A 22,391-nucleotide genomic window follows, 5' to 3' on the forward strand; every position below is an offset into this window, starting at 1 on the left:
TTTGAAAGCCTCAAGAGAACCACGAGTCAATAAATTTGCGAAGAGATCTTTAACAATCATCCCTCTTCAACTGAATAAATCACCAAGATATCAGCTTTTCAAAAGAAAGACTAATATTTTTTGAAAATCTACCCTACAGTTATTTATTTGCTGTCAACCTAAACACGATTTTAACATCCAACAGTTAAGAATTATCTAAGATAGGAGTTGAAAGCAAGTAGGGTCAACGGCTGTTGTTCCCTACTCTCTACTTAGGTGAAAAAAACAAGACTAGACTTGTCTTACCTCATATCTCAACAGAGATAATCAGTTCTCAGATGACTCTTAACCGAGGAAAAATCAACCTGACGTTGCGGGATTGTAATCTTTGATTGTGATAGTGACAGGTTTAACATCCCAAATTTCTTTGCAATACTCCCTGATCGTGCGATCGCTAGAAAACTTACCCATCCGCGCCGAATTCAAAATAGACATATCTGTCCACTTTTCATGATCACGGTAGGCATAACTAACAGCTTCTTGGGCATCAATATAAGATTGGTAATCAGCCATCAACATATAAGGATCATGGCACATTAAGGGACCAACAATGGGTTGGAATAATTCCCCATCTCCATGACTAAAGTAGCCACTGGCAATGCGGTCAATAACATCCCGTAATTCTTCATTATTATGATAATAATCTATGGGGTTGTATCCATTAGCCTTAAGATCGTAGACTTCTTCGGCCGTTAAACCAAACAAGAAAAAGTTTTCAGCCCCAGCCGCTTCACGAATTTCAATGTTCGCTCCGTCTAAGGTTCCGATGGTTAATGCTCCATTCATAGCAAATTTCATATTACCAGTTCCAGAAGCTTCTTTGCCGGCAGTGGAAATCTGCTCGGATAAGTCAGCAGCTGGATAAATCCGTTGACCTAAAGAAACGTTAAAGTTAGGCAAGAAGACAACTTTTAATCGGCCACGAACATCGGGATCTTTATTAACAACTTCAGCAACAGCGTTGATTAATTTAATAACTAACTTAGCTAAGAAGTAGCCAGGGGCGGCTTTACCACCAAAAATGAAGGTTCGAGGAAGAATATCGATATGAGGATTTTGTTTGATGCGATTATATAGAGTAATGATGTGCAAAACCATTAAGTGTTGCCGCTTGTATTCATGAATTCGCTTAACTTGAACATCAAACAGAGAACTAGGATCGACTTGTATGTTCCTATTTTTGAGTATATAAGCCGCTAAACTGCGTTTATTACTTTGTTTGACTTCACGCCAACGATGACGAAAATCGGGATCATGAACAACAGCCTCTATGTTCCGCATTTCATCCAAATTCTTGAGCCAACCATCTCCAATTTTTTCATTAATCAAAGTAGCTAGTTCCGGGTTGGATAGTAAAATCCAACGGCGTGGTGTTACTCCATTGGTTTTGTTATAGAATTTCTCAGGCCAGAGTTTAGCAAAATCTTTGAGGGTATCTCTTTTCAAGAGTTCTGTATGTAAAGCCGCTACTCCATTGATTGCATGGGAACCAACACAAGCCAAATTAGCCATACGAATCAGCTTTTCTTCCCTTTCTTCGACCAAAGATAAACTAGATATCAACTGCTCATCTCCAGGGAACCATGTTCTTACATCTTCAAGAAAACGATAGTTAATTTCGTAAATAATTTCTAAATGTCGGGGGAGAAGACTGGCAAATAATTCTGCGGACCAACGTTCTAAGGCTTCTGGTAACAGAGTATGGTTAGTATAAGCAAAGGTTTTTTGGGTTATATCCCAAGCTTTTTCCCAAGAATAATTGTGTTTATCCATCAATAACCGCATCAATTCAGCGACAGACACAGCAGGGTGAGTATCGTTAAGTTGGACCGCAACCTTTTCATGGAAATCATCTAAACTATTGTGAGTCCTTAGATGAATACGGATTAAGTCTTGTAAAGAGGCAGAAACAAAAAAGTATTGCTGCGCCAAACGGAGTTGTCGGCCTGCGGGGGTATTATCATTAGGATATAGAACCTTAGAAATGGTCTCTGCGTCCATTTTCTCGGCTACTGCTTGGTCGTATTGTCCAGCGTTGAAGGCATCAAAATTAAAGGCTTCACTGGCTTCTGCTTTCCACAAACGTAGGGGGTTTACGGTGTTAGTTTGATAGCCTGGGACGGGTGTGTCATAGGGAACGGCAAGGATAGTACGGGCTGGGATCCATACCATTCTCATGTTGCCTGCCTCGTCGTGAATCATTTCGGTATGTCCCCCTAACTTAACTTCTACGCTTTCGGTGGGATGGGGTAATTCCCAAGGGTTGCCAAATCGTAGCCAGTTATCAGGAATTTCTGCTTGCCAGCCATCTCTGAGAGTTTGATGAAAAATTCCAAATTCGTAACGAATTCCGTAGCCAATAGCTGGAATTTCTAGAGAAGCAAGAGAATCAAGAAAACAAGCAGCTAAGCGACCTAAACCTCCGTTACCTAGTCCAGGGTCTGGTTCTTGTTCAATAATTTTGTCGAAATCAAGACCTAATTCCTCGACAATTTGACGCATCTTATCATATATATCTAGGTTGATTAGGTTGTTTCCTAGGTGGCGACCCATGAGAAATTCAGCCGAGAAATAAGATATGATTTTTACTTTTTCTTTTTTATAGGTTTCTATGGTTTTAAGGAAGCGATGCAGAAGGCGATCTCGGACAGTATAAGCGATAGCTACATAATAGTTATACAAAGAAGCATTGGAGCGATCAATGCCTTGGAGGTAAAAAAGATTGTCTAAGAAAGCACGCTTCAGCGTTTCCGTACTCATCCCAGTGCGATCATCTTCCACTTTAATATTTGACTGAGGGGTGAAAATATCCATATTATTGTCGTAAGTTTTCTTCATGCATTGATCATCCTGAGTCAGTTTAACAGGATGATACCGGTACAGACTAAGCAATTACTAGCCAGCATAAGCGATTATTATTAAAACTACAGTTTTTTTGGTTAAGTTTTGCTGACAAACTTATTTTTGAAAAAAGACTAAAGATTAATAATCAATGGGTTTGAACGAGTGAATTATTGTTTTTGTATTTAAAATACATAACAATTTCTTATAAAGAAGATAATGTTTTGAGCTACATATATTTATTCAATATATCAAAATATCAAGTTATTTTTTGACAAGCTAAATGACAACCTTTTATAAAATTTAATATTTAAATATTGTTAATGGCAGTTAGTTTAAATATTAAAGTTAGCAAACTCTTACTGGAAATTACATGTTAATCAATTAGTTAATTAATATATTTTTACTCAATTAGTTATCAATACAATAAAAGTTAAGAATTAACACCATAATCACTAAAACCAATAATAAAGAAATATATTTTGAATATTTTCATTTTGCTTATTTAATTATTAATATTAAGGTCAAATAAAATTAAATTTTAATAAAATTAAAAACAACATTAAAACATAACCGAAGAAGTTACTAATATTTTTTTTTACTAAAGCTAATATCAACATATAATCTTTGTGTAAAAAATTACTCTTCCAGAAGAAATCAGTAAAGTAGGTGTTTAAAATTAGAGATATTATAAATATAATTGTTCAAGTTATTACTTCTTCAGATAAATTCATTTAAAAGACGCGATATATCTTTGCTCAATTAGTCAATCAATCTACAGTTACTTTTAAAATATAGAAAAAGAATAGAAAAAAATTATTATTTAATTTTTTTAAAAAATAAAAAATACTAAAAAAATATAATAAGACTGCTGAATTAAAAGTGATTTAGTTAACTTAGTTAAATAATCTATTAATCAATTTTAATAAATAAACTAAATATCAACTAAATTAATTTAAAGACAGTAGGAATAAGATACTAAAGTAAAACAGTTTTATATTGTTGTCGTCAAATATAATGTATATTTTTTCTTAAATTGACTCAGATAAGCAAAAATACTTACTAAAGTTAATTAATTTATATAAAAAAGATAGTTAAAAATAGATTTATTTGACAACATAAATGAGATATAATGGTTACATTATAACATTTTATTTATACCTATCTACTTACTTTATAAGAGACAATTTACTATTTATTTTATTTTTGATAATCTAACCATATTTATGCCAATAACTCGTATTTTATTGTTATTTTAATTAAATTAAAACCTAAATCATTCATCATGAATAACACAAATATATGTATAAGATTTATTAAAATATATAGAATATTGAATAATTTTATAAAAAACATATAAACACTATTTATGAATTTATATAAATAAAAGAAAGCCGAGAACAGAATAAATAAAGTGATGATAGCCCTAATCTATTGTAACCAATCTAACTATATTCAGATATGAGTATTCTTGTCAAGAAAACTTCTACAGTCTTATTATCAATATTTGATTTTACTTCAAAATTATTTAGGTAAAAAATAGATGCTTACTACTTATTAAAGTAAATATTATTTAAATATTAATTTAAATCGATATAATTAATGTACTATTAATTACTTTCTAGGATTTAATCAGCAAGATGAACTGTTTAATTTATAAAGATAATCGGTGACTATCAGAATTAAAATTTTTATTAATTTATCTATGTTGATATTTTGGTTTTTAAATAAAACGACAATATAATCAGTCTGTTTAGTCTTAAGTTGATGTTATGATTTTTAGGAAGTTTTGGAAATCATTAAGAGTATTATGCTAAATATAGTGTTTTTACTTTAAATCAACTTTTAGCTAATCTATAATATTAAGGTTAGTATTGATCTAATGATCAAGTAAGTAAAAGGTTGATAACAGATTTTTTAGACTTATCGATAACTAATATTTTTCGCTATTTCTAATGTTTTCATTGTTCTGTTATAGAAACTTATTTAAATAAACGTTAAAAAAATAAATTATTTTGTATTTGTATCATTAAATAACTCAAATTAAATTTATACTATTTTAATTAAAATTAAATACTCAATAAATATATTTTTAAAATTTTTACAAGTTTTTATTTGATGCTATTTTACTTATATTTTATTTCTATAATATTTAGTTATAGACTATTTTAGAGTTTACTGAAAAAATATCAAATCTTCTAGTATTACGTTCTGTTTTTACGTAACTACAATTAGTATAATAATAGGTTAACTCAAGACTTCAGATAAATAGTCTGCTGTTGATTCTACTAAGGGAATTGTATTCTCATAAACCATACGAGTTGGACCTATAACACCAACACTTCCTACTGGGATATTTCTTTGTTTATAGATAGCAGAAATTAAAGTACAAGGATGCATTGACTTTAGGGGATTTTCTGAACCAATTCTAATAGTAACTCGTCGAGTTGTTAAAGATTTAACTTCAGGAACCTCAAAAATCAATGGTAACAGTTGATCTTGTTGTTCTTCTAATAAGTAGAGGAGAGTTTGTACCTGTTTTAATTTAGAAAATTCTGGTTGATGTAACACTTCTGAAAGACCATGTATTATAATTGGAGTTGAAATAGATGATGTTAAATAATCTGATATCTGTTGTAGTAGACCCTTTAAAAAATCTGTATAATGAATAAGTTTTTTATCAATATCACGCCAATTTAAAGTTACTAGATTTAAAAGACTTTTACCTTTTAAATGACTATTTAAAAAGTTAGAGATAATTTGTAGTTCTTGTGCTAACCATCTTTCATCATTAAGCTCCTCATTAAGAACAGATTTAGGAATATCAACTAGAATGGATTGAGTTTGATAACTATCTGTAACAATTATTAGAATAACTTGGTTTGACGAAGCAGGTATTAACTGTAAATGACGTAATTGATTCAGAGAACTTTGAGGAAGTGTAATTAAGGCGATATAGCCACTAAAATTCGCTAGGATCTGAGTTGACCTTTGCAATAACATTTCACAATTAAAGGTTTCTTTTTGTAATTTTTCGTTTAAATATTTTTCAATTCTCTGTCTAATGTAGTTGTCAGGCTTAATTAAATTATCCACGTAGATTCGATAACCACAGTCAGAAGGAATTCGACCGGCAGAAGTGTGTGGTTGATAAAGAAAACCAGCTTTTTCTAATTTTCCTAAAGCCTTTCTAATAGTAGCTGAGCTTACACTAAAATCGTATTCTTGAACTAAAGTTTCTGAGCCTACTGGTTCAGCTGTAGCAATATAATGTTGGATGGTCGTCCGTAGGATATTTTGATAACGTTTAGTTAAAGCGGATTTAACAGTCATAATAATAAAAACTAAAATTTAATGAAAAAAATTTATACTGATCAAAAAACGAAAACATTTCCTAGTATAGAAAATTACTATGAGAACCTCTTATAGAGAGATAATTTAACTAAACAGACTCTTGTAGACCAGTTAGAATGAAATTATAAAAAAAGCAGAAAGTATTGTTGAATAAAGCTTACAGGTCTATGAAAACTTGGTTTCTATAAAGGAAAAGTTTTTGGAGTTACAAAATAAAGTCAGAACAAGAGTTTTAGAAGTTATCAGCTACTGATTGATTATATTTAGTCCGGAAGAGATGTTAAACAAAAATCTTGTTAACAGTGTTTATCTCATAGTGATTGAGAAGAAGTATTAGTAATGAGGGATAGTTGGATCGACGTAGAGAGCATAGGCATTAATGCCACCAATAATATTCCTAACATTAGTAAAACCATTATTCAGTAGCCAGCGGCACATTTGAGCTGAACGCATACCATGATGACAAATAACAAAGGTTTCTGCATGAGGATTAAAATTTGTTACTATCCTATCTGACCATTGCCCAAATTCACTTAAAGAAAGCACTTTAAACCCTTCGATATAGGCAATCATAACTTCATGTGGTTCTCGTACATCTATCAATTGTAATTCATCTTTGGCTTGAGCTAGTCGTTCAGCTAGTTCTGTGACAGTGATTTGAGGAATAGATAAATTTTGAGGCATACAAAAAAGTTATCCTAAGAATTGAAAAGTTATTCGATGGTCCAGCCTAACAGTTTTAAACAAGAGAGAGAAAAAAATATTTTGGGATGTTTCGTTCAAGATTAGGGTTTTCTTGAAAATTTAAAATTTTGTCGTCAAATGACGACTACAATTAAAAATAGTCATTGATCACAAACGATGAATTATTGTGAAGCTTCGTTCTTTCTTCATCATCCTAGCTGTTAGTATCTTCATTCTCTTGTCTGGGGCTAGTAGTAGTCTGTATTGGATCTTGGGACAAAGTCCTCTCAAGCTTTTACCCGGAGGCGTTCTCAGGGAACCAATAACGGCGGTTTTTATACCGAAACAAGCTCCAGTCATGATATCGTTACTTGTTAATCCTGATCGTCTGGAATCTTTAGCTCAGTATATTACCTTTCCTCAAAATAGGGGGCGGTCGCATCGAGAATTCCTTTCCCTTGAAAAGCAACTTTTGTCCAAAACAGGACTCGATTATCAAACTCAGATTCGGCCTTGGTTAGGGGAGGAAATTACCTTAGCTGTAACTTCCCTGGACTTTGATCGCAACCCAGACAATGGGGTTCAACCTGGTTACTTATTAGCTGTCACGACTAAAGATAGAGAGTTAGCCAAAGTATTTCTTCAGAGTTCTTATTCTAAAGACGCGATCTCTGGAACTTCAGATCTGATTTTTGAATCCTACAAAGGGGTCAATTTAATTTATCAACGTCATCGCGATAACCTTGTTAATACTCGTCTTTCTGCCACAGCTATCCTAGACAATTTGGTGTTATTTGCTAATGATCCTAAAATCTTGAGGGATGCTATCAACAATGTTCAAGTTAGAACATTAAACCTAAAAAATTCTTCTAACTATCAAGAAGCGTTAAAAACGATTACTAAACCTCGTATTGGCATCGTTTATGCTAATTTTCCAGCTTTATCCGCTTGGTTAGGCCGTCTACCCATTCCTGAAATTCCTGAAATTACTCAGACTTTAACAGTCGCTTTTTCTGTCAAATCTAAAGGATTAGTTGCTCAAACAGCATTGATTGGAGGAGCAGAACAAGGAGAAGAGCCCCCGGCTTTATCCAAACCTGTGGGGGCATTAGCCTATGTACCTGTTAACAGCATCTTGACAGCTGCGGGAACTAACTTAAATCAATTATGGAGTCAAATTGAGACAGGACTAGCGAATGAGAGTCCCCTACAACAGTTATTAAATCGCATCTTAGTCTCTATTCAAGAACCTTTAGGATTAGATTTCTCTGAAAAAGTTTTTCCGTCTATTCAGGGAGAATTTAGTTTAGCTCTTATCCCTAGATTGGACAGAAGTGAGCCTGACGGGATTTTTGTGGCCAAAAAAGTACCAGATGTTAACTTTTCTGAGTGGGTGGAAAACTTTGATAAATTAGCACAAGAACAGGGATATAGTGTAGGAAATTTACCATTATTAAACAATACTGTAACTGTTTGGACAAAACTTAACACAGCAACGGGAAATAAGGGGAATTTAACTTCTTTAGAAGCGAGAGTTAGTGGTGTTCATGCAGACGTAAATGATTATGTAATTTTTGCTACTTCAGTTGAAGCTATGTCTCAGGCACTTTCAACTCCAGACATAACTTTAATTCGTAGTAAGAAATTACAACAAGCTGTCGAAGCATTATCCTCTGAAAATGACGGTTATTTTTATGTAGATTGGAGTCAAGGAAAAAAATTATTGGAGCGAAAACTTCCGATTGTTAAAGTCGTTGAACTGTCTATTAAACCTCTATTAAACAATCTGCAGTCCTTCACAATAAGTAGTCAAGGAAAAGAAAATGGTGTTCGCCGTGCAACTATCTTCTTGAATTTAGGTGTTCGTTAAATTAAATGAAGATAGTTGAGAGTTGATAATTAATTTAATAGTTGTTGGTCAAGGTTAACATTTGTTGACTACTGCTTATTTTTTATATTTTTATATTTCTTCACTAAACTAATTACTTTTTGTGTTAAAGCGATCATTTCTTTATTTTTGCTGATTGTTTAAAGTGTAAAAAACTTTTACATAATTAAGTTTATTAACTTAATTATGTACAGGATAAAAAAGTAGTTGAAAATGAGTAATTGGCAAATACTAGTCTGTATAAAAATCTAGCTAACAGTATTAGAATAGCAAAAATTATAAAAGTTAACTCTCGACTTATAAATTTTATATAAAACCAGAATAAGGACATAAATATGATCTTTAAATACAATAATATGGAAACTTTTTAAAAGTTTAATTTCAATAAAAAAATCAGAAAATATATTCATTAAAATTATTTATAGGTATTTTCTTGGAAGATTGTGCAATTTCCTGAAAAATAATCACTTTAATACTTTAAATATAAAATACTATGTATTCCCATTGAATATTTTTGGTGAGAACATTTATAAAATTTTAGTATCAAATTCAGGGCGCTCTTGATGAACTAATAAGATTTATCCAGTACATTTACTCTGTGATAAATAAAAGACTCTTCCGAAGTTGGCACAGTTTACTGTCACTCAAGTATAATGGTGTGTCTTCAGTACAAAGAGGAAGTTCAGGAGTTAAGATAAATGTGCTAGCTGATTATACTGTAGAGATTCTTCTAAAACAGCTTAAATGGTGCCACTGACGGCAGAATACTAGGTATGATCATTAAAAATGATAATGGGTTCTAAAGTGACTGCAATATCATATTTGCTAAAGTATATCTCTTGGGAGATTAAATCCAAATTCGATATCAGATAAACTTACTGCCTTCAATATAAAATTGAATGATATTCCCATCTAGGTATGGTTGAAACCAGATAGACTCCTCAATGATCTGTTTGTCATCTAAAAAATCTGTCCGTAATTTCGGTTTCAGTCAAATATTACAGCTCGGTCGAACATCTGGGGACGTCTAATAACTTCTCGGACGGTTCATCTTTTTTTCAATGTCAGGTCTTAAGAGCGATAATAACTATAGAAGTCATGAGTAGAGACAATAAGTTACTAAATAAATCGTATACCGTTGAAGAAAAAATCAATATATAAGTACTTATTTGTGAATTCTGGGAATGAAGTATGAAATATGTTCTACAACTCGACCGAATTTATACTGTAAATTAACAGTATTGGTTTATATCCTCACCCCATTTATTAGTTAAATAGCAAGAAACGCAGAAGCTTAAAGTCATCAATCTCTTTATGACTGAGCTAATTTCGTAAAACTTACAACCTATCAGGCAAGGATAAATCAATATAAATTTAATGAATAATCAAACTATTATTAACCGTCATTATAAATATTTTCCATCAGACCATTAATAATAAAACACTTAATTGTGTAGTCAGTTAAATTAATAACCTTTAGCCCTAGCTTTGTTTAAACATGATAATTTTTAAACAACTTTTTTAAAAATGATAATTATAAATTCAAGTCTTTATTCTAGTTGTACTAATTAAGATGAGGATTTAGTAGAAGCTTGAAATTTATAAATTTAATGTGATTTAGACGAGGGAATCCATCAGATTTACTGAAAATTTCTACCATCAACCACAACGAGGAATTCCCAAGTTCATTATAATTTTCGCCAAAATAAACCTTTATACTGGTTATTCAAAAAAAATGAAGAAAAATAGTAGTTTCCTTCTAATGTAATCTTCTTGATTTCGCTAAAAGGCCGCGAGTGTGATTACCAAATCTTAAGTTATTTCAACCTTGATGTTAGTGAATATACTTAATAACTTATTATCTATCGATCTTACAAAAAACTGAAGAACAAAATTGTACAACATTAAGCTTGGTTAAGTTATGGTCGACATAGGCATTAGCTGTTAATGATAACTTCTCCAGTTCCTTCTACAACTTTACCGATCTGATAGGATGGAATTCCTTGGCGCTCAAAAAAATTTAGGGTTGATGTAGTCTGTTGGGATGAGACAATCACAACAAACCCGATTCCCATATTAAACGTTTCCAATAGACTTTGCTGGGAAATGTTGCTGGACTGAGATATCCAGCGAAAAATTGGTAGAATCTCCCAATTTTTGGGATTAATGACGACGGATTGTCCTTTATTTAAACAACGAGGTAGATTTTCTGGCAGTCCTCCTCCTGTAATGTGTGCCATGGCGTGAATCCCTATTCCTAGTTTTAATGCTTCGAGGATTGGTTTTACATAGAGTTGAGTGGGGGTTAAGAGAACCTCCCCTAGGGTTTGTCCGTCGAATATTTCACGTCCATCGCTCCAATCAAGTCCATTGATCTCTACTATTTTACGAATGAGACTAAAGCCATTACTGTGTACGCCACTACTGGCAAGTCCGATGGCAATATCTCCAATCTTAACTTTGGAACCATCAAGAATCTTATCTTTTTCCACAATTCCCACACAAAACCCCGCCACATCATATTTTCCAACCTGGTAAAAACCTGGCATCTCTGCGGTTTCTCCCCCTAATAAAGTACAATCACTCAAACGACAGCCTTCAACAATTCCCTGGACTACATCGCTCAGTTGTTGTAGATTTAGCTTCCCAGTAGCTAAATAGTCTAGGAAAAATAAAGGTTCGGCACCACAGGTCAAGACATCATTAACGCACATGGCTACTAAGTCAATACCAATGGTATGATGTTGGTTCAGTGTTTGGGCTATTTTTAGTTTAGTGCCTACGCCATCAGTTCCTGAAACCAGAACAGGATTTCGGTAGTTTTGAGGTAACTCGAAATATCCCCCAAAGCCACCAAGTCTCCCCAATACTTCCCTACGATAGGTGCTTTCAACTCCCTGGCGAATTTTTTCAACGAAGGATCGTCCTGCTTGTATGTCTACCCCTGCTTCTCGATAATCCATAGATATCTTGTAACGGTTTCCCGAGTTATATCTTAAACTGTATTTATCCACTTTTGTTTATTCTTTATGTTTGCTCCAAAAGGCTTAACTAGATTTGGCTAATTTGTTTAGGTCCAGAAAAGGGACGATGGACAGTTCACCTTATAATTTTTTCCAAAAATTATTCATAGTCATGCAGATAAATATTTTTTCAGATATCTTTCAATGTTATTTGAGGATTTTTATAAAATGTGAACTACATCCTGCTGAATATAAAAATGCTCTCTCTCTTGAAAATCAATAATTATATATGTATAAAATAAGGAATGAATTGTTCAGAATTTATATCATTAAAAATATCTATTGAATGTCTATTGATAGACTAAAATTAATTTTAACTAAAATGTTGATATTGTTGTATTTTCTAAATTATACTCGGAAAAAAGGATCAAAAATGACAGCCTGTAGAATAACTTTTTATTGTAATTCTCTTTAGTTGGCATGTAAGCGTTCTAAAACAGTTTCCTTATCTATTAAGTGATTATTGCTTTGCTAAGCAACAATTATTCTAATTTTAAAGTTTCACTAAATTGGAAAATATTTCAGGCTAGGATTTTAATGTAGTTTGGGGCAACACTGTTAATAGTAATTCACTGGTCAAATTTAGACTTGACTTTACTTGTCAAAGTGTTCCTGACCAGTATTCATATTATGAAGTGTCTAATTGTAGCCTAGCTTATCTTTAGGTCGGAACAAGAGGAGAGATCCATGTCTGTCCAAAGCAGACTATTAGGGACACGAGCTGATCTCCAGAAGCATTAATATCGTACTATTGTGAAGTAATGTCAATTAAAGAAAGCATCTAACCCATTATTCATTGACCAATAACTATGAAGGCTTCTTGAACTTCTTCTATTGATATTTTTTATGGTAACCGCTTCGAGCAAAACTTTATTTAACTAAGACAGTTAAATAAAATTTATCTTCAAATATTTTTTCATAAATTTTATAAGCTTTTATTTTATGCAATTACCGCCATAAATTAAGTAAGCTTAAATAAGTCTAAAATAGAACAGTATTTAAAAAAGAGTGTTCGCCTCAAAAAAAAAGTTTAACAGAGTTAATCATGATAATTTTAATTAACTAATGTTATCTTTTCATTTTAGGATGTTTATAAAGTCTGATCAGGAAATAAATTTATTTAAAGTAAAAGTTTAAATATGCTCTTAAAGCACAAAAGATAAAGCTAGTATGATTAGATTCTCAGCAATAGAGTAAAAGGTAAAGAAAATTGCCATTTATTTAAAGTTGGCTTTTTCGACAGTTCGCATGACTATTCATTGATAGAACGAACAAATATATGCGTCAGGCTTTAATCTCTTGTCAGTCGTCACTTAATAACTAAGTTTGATTTTCTGATTTTGCTAAATCATATTTTTCTTAAGTTTCTAAAACTTTTGTTTTGTTCCAAGCTAAAGTATGATAGTTAGCTGGTTTAAAATTTTCTAGTGACAAAATATAGTATTTTTCAAAAGCTACCCCAAGATAATCAGGATTATAAAATATAAAAAATATTTAAGGTAAAACGGAGTGGAGACGTTTATCGAAAACGTCTTCACTAAAATTACTCAACTCCATTCTAATCTCTAACTAAATTGTTCTTCTATTTCTAGATCAAATAACATCTGCAGAGATTGAAGACAACGTTTTCGGGCTTCAATATCCTGTTGAGTTCGCAATTGTACCATTGGTTCATGGAGAATTTTATTAACGATTCCTCGTGTTAAAGCTTCAATTACTTCTTGGTGTTTCTCAGCAAATTCAGTTCCCAAACGAGATAGAGCTTTTTCTAATTCCTGTTCTCGAATACTTTCTACTTTGGTTCGCAGAGAACTGATGGTGGGAACTGTTTCTAAAGAACGCCACCACAACTCAAAAGCTTTTATTTCTTCTTCAAGGGGTCTTTCAGCTTCTTGTGCCATCTTACGACGGCTTTCATGATTTTGAGCCACCACTGCTTTTAAATCATCTACATTGTAGGATTCGATAATATCCATTTCTTGGACATCAGCAGCTACATTACGGGGAACCGAGATATCCAACAACATTAAAAAATGATTGGGGTCTAATGCCTCGGTAAGATTTTCTCTACATAAAATGGGTTCTGTAGCTCCTGTACTCGTAAAAACAATATGGGAAGCAGCCACCACTTGCATCGTCTCATTAAGAGGTTTCAATATAAGAGGTGCTTGAGAAAATTTATTAGCCAAATCTTGGGCACGTCGTTGGGAACGGTTGACAACAGTAATATCGGTTGCCCCTTTAGCTAAAAGATGCTGAACCAACAAACGAGCCATTTTTCCTGCGCCAATAATGGTCACTCGACGATTGGCAAAATCTTTTGCCTTAGTTTGGGCTAATTCTACGGCTGCAGAACTAATAGAAACAGCTCCAGTTCCGATATTGGTTTCGCTACGTACCCGTTTGCCAGCAATTATAGCTTGCTTAAAGAGACGATCAAGCAATCGTCCAATACCTTTGTATTTTTTAGCTAATTTGTGGGTAGTTTTCACTTGGGCTAAGATTTGTCCTTCTCCTAAGACTAAACTTTCTAGACCAGCAGAGACTCGTAGTAGATGACGTACTGCATCCTGATGGAGCAAAATGAATAGGTATCGTCGTAGAGAATTTAACGATAAATGACCAACTTCAGATAGAAATTGGTTAATTTCTACTACCCCTTTTTCGGTATCAGTAACCACTGCGTAAATTTCTAAACGATTGCAGGTGCTGATAATCGCTACTTCGTCGATGTGGAGATAGCTTCTTAAATGGACAATGGCTTCTTCGAGTTTGGCTTCTTGAATACTCAACTTTTCGCGGATTTCGACAGGGGCTGTTTTATGGCTTAAACCCACAACGGCAATATTCATGTGTTCTCCTACAAGGATTCGATCTTGCACTGTTAAGCAATGAAAAATCTAAGAATCTAAGTTCTGCTCTCTTTGATTTGGATAATCTATATCTAAGTAGCCACTATAGCTAATATTTATTGAAATAAACCTTATAAAATTTAAAACAGAAACTAGAAACTTGGGAATCGGGAGCCCCGGAATTTTCTGCCCAAAAGCCTTGTCATTTTCAACTCCTATACGGACACTGTTCCTAAGCTAGGGAATCTAAAATTCTTTGCCCTTATGGTCTCTTACTCCTCATATTTCAATTTTAACTGAGGCGATTTAGTGAAGATTAATGGACTTAGGTTTGTTAAATGGATGAACAGTATTGATAAAACGAGCTGTCTTAGATTAGCTAGAGATGACTAAACGGTGAGTCCTGGAACCTCCTTCATTAAAATCTTCGGGGTAATTCCACAAGCAGCAAAGAAAACAGTTTTACCCACTGCAGGATCATAGACTAACTGTCCTTGAAAATGTCCATCTAAACAACGCATGGCTGCGGACGAAATAACCCCCTCGGGAGCTGCTCCTATTCCCATAAAAGCATGAATATTGGTTCCTTCAAAAGCACAGGAAATAGCGGCAGAAACGTCTACATCACTGATAAGTCATACATACGATCTAGTATGGTGAATTTCTTGAATTAATTCTTTGCAGCAAGGGCGATCAAGTCAATTCCTTCACAAGGATCAACAGCGATGTCAACTTCGACGAGTTCTTCTGGATTAAATGCCTTAGCATTTTGTTGGGTACAGATTCCGACTTCTTCTCCAGTGTAGAACATGGAAGCTTTATCTTGTTCCTCTTCTCTGATAACGATACTACCACGCATATGAATTTTATTCATGCATTCGCGCATTGCTTTAACAGCTACATGATCAGCAGCAATCGTTTCACCTTTTATGTGAAACGATTGCTGCTTGTTCTACAACTTCGATAATTTTTAAGCTTAGTGTACTTTTTATATACATTTAAGTCAATTTAATAAGCAAATATAAAATATTAGTATTATCTTTTTTTTCTTATTTTATAAACTTTGTTTTAACTAAAATACTTATCTACAATAAGTCATTTTTAATAAACGATATTTTACTCTTATCTCTTTTTATAAAAACTCTTTAAAAGATTTTATATTTTTATGCTATTTCTTAAAAATTTTCATAATTTTTCTCTTTCTTAAAAAATTTATCTAGAAATGATAGTGTGTTTTCTAAATTTAATTTAATCTTGTTTATAAACTTTAATGAGAGTAAACTTTGATGGTAATATCTTTTAATTAAAAGTTACTAATCTTAGTCCTCAATTAACTTTTGAACAAAAAATCTAAAAATAAAATAGATAAAAATAAAATAGATCAAAAACCTTAAAATTTAGCTATCTTATGTCCCGTACTATCACCTACAGTCCCGCTTATACTCTTGTTGTTACCCATGAATGTTTTAACCGTTGTGCCTACTGTAATTTTAGAGTTGCTCCTGGTCAAGATTCGTGGTTAAGTATTCCCAAAGCATGGCAAATTTCACAATCTCTTCAAGGACAAAATGTTTGTGAAATACTCATTCTCAGCGGAGAAATTCATCCCCAGTCTCCAAAAAGACAATCTTGGTTACAGAGAATTTATGAGCTGTGTCAATTGGCTTTATCTTTAGGATTCTTACCCCATACTAACGTTGGACCATTAAGTTTTACTGAGATGGAAACCCTTAAATCTGTCAATGTATCGATGGGGTTAATGTTAGAACAAATCACTCCTAAATTATTAAAAACCGTTCATCGCCATGCTCCTAGTAAAGTTCCCCAATTACGTTTACAACAGTTGGAGTTAGCGGGACAATTAAAAGTTCCCTTCACCACAGGACTTTTATTAGGAATTGGGGAAAACTCTAATGATTGGTGGGAAACATTAGGAGCGATCACCCAAATTCATCAAAAATGGGGTCACATCCAAGAGGTGATTTTACAACCCCATAGTTTTGGACGTACACAAGCCTTTTTAACTTCTTCCTTCAATCCCTCTCAACTACCAGAAATAATAGCCAAAGCAAGACAAATTTTACCCAACACCATCACTCTACAAATTCCCCCCAATTTAATCTTAGACCCTTCTTGTTTACTTGATTGTTTAGAAGCAGGAGCCAAAGATTTGGGTGGAATTAGCCCAAAAGATGAAGTTAATCCAAATTATTCTCATTTAACTCATCAAGAATTAGTTGAGCTCCTTCAATCTAAAAAATGGGATTTAGTGCCTCGTCTTCCTATTTATCCCCAATACGATTGTTGGTTACCTTTATCATTAAAGCAAGCTGTCGAAAACTGGAGAAATCAGCAGAATAAAAATCATAGTTTCGAAAGGACATAAAACAAAGAATCTCTTCCCTGATTAGGAAAGAGATTCTTTGTTCAAAAACAAATCCTGGCATCGAGCTATTGTCCCGGTGGGCTACCCCACAAGTATCTTGGCCGCTGCCGCGTTTCACAAGCGAGTTCGGGATGGGATCGCAGTGGGACCACGGCGCCAGAGACACCAGGAAGTGAAGAGAAAAGTATCCTCAAGACTGCAAAAAACGAGAAAAAAGAAGTCTAAGTAATGTAGAAGGTCAAGCCCTCGATCTGTTAGTATGCCTCGGCTTCGTTCATTACTGAACGTCCACCTAGCACCTATAAACGGGTAGTCTTCCCGTGATCTTACCAGGTTAACCCTGTGAGAGCACTCATCTTGAGGTGGGCTTCCCACTTAGATGCTTTCAGCGGTTATCCGCTCCACACTTGGCTACCCTGCGTTTACCGTTGGCACGATAACAGGTACACCAGCGGTGTGTCCTTCCCGGTCCTCTCGTACTAAGGAAGGCTCCTCTCAATGCTCTTGCGCCTACACCGGATATGGACCGAACTGTCTCACGACGTTCTGAACCCAGCTCACGTACCGCTTTAATGGGCGAACAGCCCAACCCTTGGGACGTACTTCCGCCCCAGGTTGCGATGAGCCGACATCGAGGTGCCAAACCTCCCCGTCGATGTGAACTCTTGGGGGAGATCAGCCTGTTATCCCTAGAGTAACTTTTATCCGTTGAGCGACGGCCCTTCCACGCGGTACCGTCGGATCACTAAGGCCGACTTTCGTCTCTGCTTGACTTGTAGGTCTCGCAGTCAAGCTCCCTTATGCCTTTGCACTCTACGGCTGATTTCCAACCAGCCTGAGGGAACCTTTGCGCGCCTCCGTTATCTTTTAGGAGGCGACCGCCCCAGTCAAACTGCCCACCTGAAACTGTTCTTTCCCCGGTTAACGGGTTAAAGTTAGAATTCTAGCCTTTCTAGAGTGGTATCTCACCATTGGCTCCATCTGACCCACAAGCCAGATTTCAAAGCCTCCCACCTATCCTGCGCAAGAAAAGCCCGAACCCAATTCCAGGCTACAGTAAAGCTTCATAGGGTCTTTCTGTCCAAGTGCAGGTAGTCCGTATCTTCACAGACAATCCTATTTCGCCGAGCCTCTCTCCGAGACAGTGCCCAGATCGTTACGCCTTTCGTGCGGGTCGGAACTTACCCGACAAGGAATTTCGCTACCTTAGGACCGTTATAGTTACGGCCGCCGTTCACCGGGGCTTCAGTCGTTAGCTTCAGTTACCCTGACCAACTTCCTTAACCTTCCGGCACTGGGCAGGCGTCAGCCCCCATACTGCGTCTTACGACTTAGCGGAGACCTGTGTTTTTGGTAAACAGTCGCCTGGGCCTCTTTACTGTGACCACCTCTCGGTGGCACCCCTTCTCCCAAAGTTACGGGGTCATTTTGCCGAGTTCCTTAGAGAGAGTTATCTCGCGCCCCTTAGTATTCTCAACCTCCCTACCTGTGTCGGTTTCGGGTACAGGTAATTAGAAATTAACGTGGTCCGGGCTTTTCTGGGAAGCATGACATCAGTCACTTCCTCTCCGTAGAGAGTCGGACTCGCAACTCAGCTCAGAACGTTTTCTCCGTTCCTCAAAACCTCGTATACTTACACCGGTAACCATTATCCGGCTGACTTAGCCTTCTCCGTCCCCCGCCACAATCTCTAATCAGTACGGGAATGTTAACCCGTTGTCCATCGACTACGCTTTTCAGCCTCGCCTTAGGTCCTGACTAACCCTCCGCGGACGAGCCTTCCGGAGGAACCCTTAGGGTTTCGGGGTATATGATTCTCACATATATTTTCGCTACTCAAGCCGACATTCTCACTTCTATGCTGTCCACACCTGCTTGCCGCTAGTGCTTCACCCTACATAGAACGCTCCCCTACCACAGTTTCCTGTCCACAGCTTCGGTAGGATACTTAGCCCCGTTCATTTTCGGCGCAGGAGCGCTTGACCAGTGAGCTATTACGCACTCTTTCAAGGATTGCTGCTTCTAGGCAAACCTCCTGGTTGTCTGTGCACTCCCACCTCCTTTATCACTTAGTATCCATTTGGGGACCTTAGCTGGTGGTCTGGGCTGTTTCCCTTTCGACGATGAAGCTTATCCCCCACCGTCTCACTGGTTGATGCATAACGGGTATTCTGAGTTTATCTCACCTTGGTACCGCTCTCGCAGCCCGCAGCGAAATAGTGCTTTACCCCCCGCTATGGTACACAACCGCTGCGCCTAAACGCATTTCGGGGAGAACCAGCTAGCTCCGGGTTCGATTGGCATTTCACCCCTAACCACAGCTCATCCGCTGATTTTTCAACATCAGTCGGTTCGGACCTCCACTTGGTATTACCCAAGCTTCATCCTGGCCATGGTTAGATCACCCGGGTTCGGGTCTACAAATTGTGACTAGCGCCCTGTTCAGACTCGCTTTCGCTTTGGCTTCAGGTATTTTCCCTTAACCTGCCACAACCTGTAAGTCGCCGGCTCATTCTTCAACAGGCACACGGTCAGACGTTAAATCGTCCTCCCATTGCTTGTAGGCTAACGGTTTCATGTTCTATTTCACTCCCCTTACTGGGGTTCTTTTCACCTTTCCCTCGCGGTACTATTTCACTATCGGTCACACAGGAGTATTTAGCCTTACGAAGTGGTCTTCGCAGATTCACACGGGATTTCACGTGCCCCGTGCTACTCGGGATTCAGCTAGGCTGTTTAAGTTTTCGACTACAGGACTTTTACCTTCTTTGGTGCAGTGTTCAGCTGCTTCGTCTAACTGCTACAGTCCACGTTGCTGTCCCACAACCCCACCTGCCGAAGCGGGTGGTTTAGGCTGTTCCCTTTTCGCTCGCCGCTACTAGGGGAATCGCTTTTGCTTTCTTTTCCTCGGGTTACTAAGATGTTTCAGTTGGCCCGGTTGGCTCGCACCACCCTATATATTCAGGTGGCCGTATTTAAGGTTGCCCCATTCGGAGACCTCCGGCTCAATGCTTGTTTCCAGCTCCCCGGAGCGTTTCGTCGGTAACTACGTCCTTCATCGCCTCTGTGTGCCTAGGTATCCACCGTTAGCCCTTTGTAGCTTGACCATTTCAACATGGTTGCTCATTACTTGGACTTTTTTATTTAGTCAGTATTCCCTTACGCTTTTGATGGCATAAAGTTTATGACTACTTTCTCGTTTTTATGCAGTTTTCAAGGTACTTTACTGGACTCTGATTGCCCAGCAGTCTGTCTTACTCTACTTAGATAAGACTCGGTGCTGGACTTATGTCTGAGTGTCGTTATACTGGTTAGGTGGGCCATCCTGGACTTGAACCAGGGACCTCACCCTTATCAGGGGTGCGCTCTAACCACCTGAGCTAATAGCCCTTATTCCGAACCAATCCCAGTTTAGAAGCTAATTCAGTAATCTAAGCAGTTTTCTCTTGCACGACCTTGGGATTAGCTTCAAGGAAAGATACTGTTTTTGTTAGGTTTCAGACCTTCGTCTTACACCTTTTACCTTTTCCCTAAGCTGAGGTCTCCCTATAAGGAGGTGATCCAGCCACACCTTCCGGTACGGCTACCTTGTTACGACTTCACCCCAGTCACCAGCCCTGCCTTAGGAGTCCCCCTCCAAAAGGTTAGGGTAACTACTTCGGGCGTGACCAGCTTCCATGGTGTGACGGGCGGTGTGTACAAGGCCCGGGAACGAATTCACCGCAGTATGCTGACCTGCGATTACTAGCGATTCCTCCTTCATGCAGGCGAGTTGCAGCCTGCAATCTGAACTGAGGCTGGGTTTGATGAGATTCGCTTTCCCTCGCGGGGTCGCTGCCCTTTGTCCCAACCATTGTAGTACGTGTGTCGCCCAGAGCGTAAGGGGCATGCTGACTTGACGTCGTCCTCACCTTCCTCCGGTTTGTCACCGGCGGTCTCCCTAGAGTTCCCAACTTAATGATGGCAACTAAGGACGAGGGTTGCGCTCGTTGCGGGACTTAACCCAACATCTCACGACACGAGCTGACGACAGCCATGCACCACCTGTGTTCGCGTTCCCGAAGGCACCCTCGACTTTCATCAAGGTTCGCGACATGTCAAGCCCTGGTAAGGTTCTTCGCGTTGCATCGAATTAAACCACATACTCCACCGCTTGTGCGGGCCCCCGTCAATTCCTTTGAGTTTCACACTTGCGTGCGTACTCCCCAGGCGGGAAACTTAACGCGTTAGCTTCGGCACGGCTCGGGTCGATACAAGCCACACCTAGTTTCCATCGTTTACAGCTAGGACTACAGGGGTATCTAATCCCTTTCGCTCCCCTAGCTTTCGTCCCTGAGTGTCAGTTCCGGCCCAGTAGCGCGCTTTCGCCACCGATGTTCTTCCCAATATCTACGCATTTCACCGCTACACTGGGAATTCCCGCTACCCCTACCGGACTCTAGTTTCTCAGTTTCCACTGCCTTTCCAGAGTTAAGCTCTGATCTTTAACAGCAGACTTGAGTAACCACCTGCGGACGCTTTACGCCCAATAATTCCGGATAACGCTTGCATCCTCCGTATTACCGCGGCTGCTGGCACGGAGTTAGCCGATGCTTATTCCTCAGGTACCGTCAGATCTTCTTCCCTGAGAAAAGAGGTTTACAACCCAAGAGCCTTCCTCCCTCACGCGGTATTGCTCCGTCAGGCTTTCGCCCATTGCGGAAAATTCCCCACTGCTGCCTCCCGTAGGAGTCTGGGCCGTGTCTCAGTCCCAGTGTGGCTGCTCATCCTCTCAGACCAGCTACTGATCGACGCCTTGGTGAGCTCTTACCTCACCAACTAGCTAATCAGACGCGAGCTCTTCTCCTGGCAATAAATCTTTCACCTTACGGCACATTGGGTATTAGCAGTCGTTTCCAACTGTTGTCCCCAACCAAGAGGTAGATTCTCACGCGTTACTCACCCGTCCGCCACTAGCTCCGAAGAGCCCGTTCGACTTGCATGTGTTAGGCATACCGCCAGCGTTCATCCTGAGCCAGGATCAAACTCTCCATAGTGTTTAATCTGACTCTTACCGATACTTATCAACGTGAGCTGATTTCTCGGCTTTTCTTACTCTTTATCTTACTATTTTGCTCGTCTATGTAGACAGGCAAAGCGGTAAGATGTATAATTGTTTTAACAACAAGAGGCTTACTTATAGCTGTTAGCTTCTAAACTATGAATTTTTCAAGGTCCGAAGCGCTGGAAAGAGTGTGTTGCTCTCAACCGCGCATTTACCAATCTACACCAGAGTATTAGAAAATGTCAACCCTTTCTTAAAAAATTTTTTTTCCTTTCTTCAT

General features: G+C 37.4%; 7 protein-coding genes, 1 tRNA gene, 3 rRNA genes and 1 pseudogene. 2 read left to right on the forward strand and 10 right to left on the reverse strand.

The genetic code is table 11. The features are described 5' to 3' along the window. Positions 1–339 precede the first annotated feature (339 nt). The 3 genes from RGRSB_RS09780 to RGRSB_RS09790 all read right to left on the reverse strand — a co-directional run bounded on the left by RGRSB_RS09780 (position 340) and on the right by RGRSB_RS09790 (position 6,918). Positions 340–2,853: a glycogen/starch/alpha-glucan phosphorylase gene (locus tag RGRSB_RS09780; RefSeq protein ID WP_232014528.1), complete on the reverse strand. Its 2,514-nt coding sequence runs from the start codon at positions 2,851–2,853 to the stop codon at positions 340–342. A gap of 2,274 nt (positions 2,854–5,127) precedes the next feature. Beyond that, entirely contained in the window at positions 5,128–6,213 is a 1,086-nt protein-coding gene (gene hrcA, locus RGRSB_RS09785) for a heat-inducible transcriptional repressor HrcA (RefSeq protein ID WP_119260881.1), read from the reverse strand. Between the two features lie 354 nt (positions 6,214–6,567). Continuing rightward, positions 6,568–6,918 (reverse strand): rhodanese-like domain-containing protein, encoded by a 351-nt coding sequence (locus RGRSB_RS09790; RefSeq protein WP_119260882.1) that lies wholly within the window; start codon positions 6,916–6,918, stop codon positions 6,568–6,570. Between the two features lie 187 nt (positions 6,919–7,105). Between RGRSB_RS09790 and RGRSB_RS09795 the strand changes: the two genes are divergently transcribed. Continuing rightward, positions 7,106–8,788: a DUF3352 domain-containing protein gene (locus RGRSB_RS09795; protein WP_119260883.1), complete on the forward strand. Its 1,683-nt coding sequence runs from the start codon at positions 7,106–7,108 to the stop codon at positions 8,786–8,788. A gap of 1,955 nt (positions 8,789–10,743) precedes the next feature. On the opposite strand, the gene purM is transcribed toward RGRSB_RS09795, so the two are convergent. The 3 genes and pseudogenes from purM to RGRSB_RS09815 form a co-directional block, all read right to left on the reverse strand. Continuing rightward, positions 10,744–11,769 carry a phosphoribosylformylglycinamidine cyclo-ligase gene (gene purM / locus RGRSB_RS09805; protein WP_119260884.1) on the reverse strand — a complete coding sequence of 342 codons (1,026 nt, stop codon included), beginning with the start codon at positions 11,767–11,769 and terminating at the stop codon, positions 10,744–10,746. A 1,625-nt stretch (positions 11,770–13,394) separates the two neighbouring features. Next, complete coding sequence (locus RGRSB_RS09810; RefSeq protein ID WP_119261050.1) at positions 13,395–14,681, reverse strand: glutamyl-tRNA reductase; 1,287 nt, start codon at positions 14,679–14,681, stop codon at positions 13,395–13,397. Between the two features lie 306 nt (positions 14,682–14,987). Next, positions 14,988–15,673: pseudogene (locus tag RGRSB_RS09815) on the reverse strand (fructose-bisphosphatase class II). 416 nt (positions 15,674–16,089) lie between these two features. On the opposite strand from RGRSB_RS09815, the gene cofG reads away from it, so the two are divergent. Beyond that, positions 16,090–17,067, forward strand: coding sequence for a 7,8-didemethyl-8-hydroxy-5-deazariboflavin synthase subunit CofG (gene cofG / locus RGRSB_RS09820; protein WP_119260885.1), 978 nt, complete (start codon positions 16,090–16,092; stop codon positions 17,065–17,067). Between the two features lie 52 nt (positions 17,068–17,119). Here cofG and rrf read toward each other — a convergent pair. The 4 genes from rrf to RGRSB_RS09840 form a co-directional block, all read right to left on the reverse strand. Further along, positions 17,120–17,237: ribosomal RNA gene (rrf, locus tag RGRSB_RS09825) — 5S ribosomal RNA — on the reverse strand. A gap of 64 nt (positions 17,238–17,301) precedes the next feature. Beyond that, positions 17,302–20,174, reverse strand: a 23S ribosomal RNA gene (locus tag RGRSB_RS09830). 209 nt (positions 20,175–20,383) lie between these two features. After that, positions 20,384–20,457 (reverse strand) — tRNA-Ile (locus RGRSB_RS09835). Between the two features lie 159 nt (positions 20,458–20,616). Continuing rightward, positions 20,617–22,103, reverse strand: a 16S ribosomal RNA gene (locus tag RGRSB_RS09840). Together the 16S, 23S and 5S rRNA genes with 1 tRNA gene alongside form the textbook arrangement of a ribosomal RNA operon. Between the last annotated feature and the right edge of the window lie 288 nt (positions 22,104–22,391).

Source organism: cyanobacterium endosymbiont of Rhopalodia gibberula, from assembly GCF_003574135.1.
Lineage (GTDB): Bacteria > Cyanobacteriota > Cyanobacteriia > Cyanobacteriales > Microcystaceae > Rippkaea.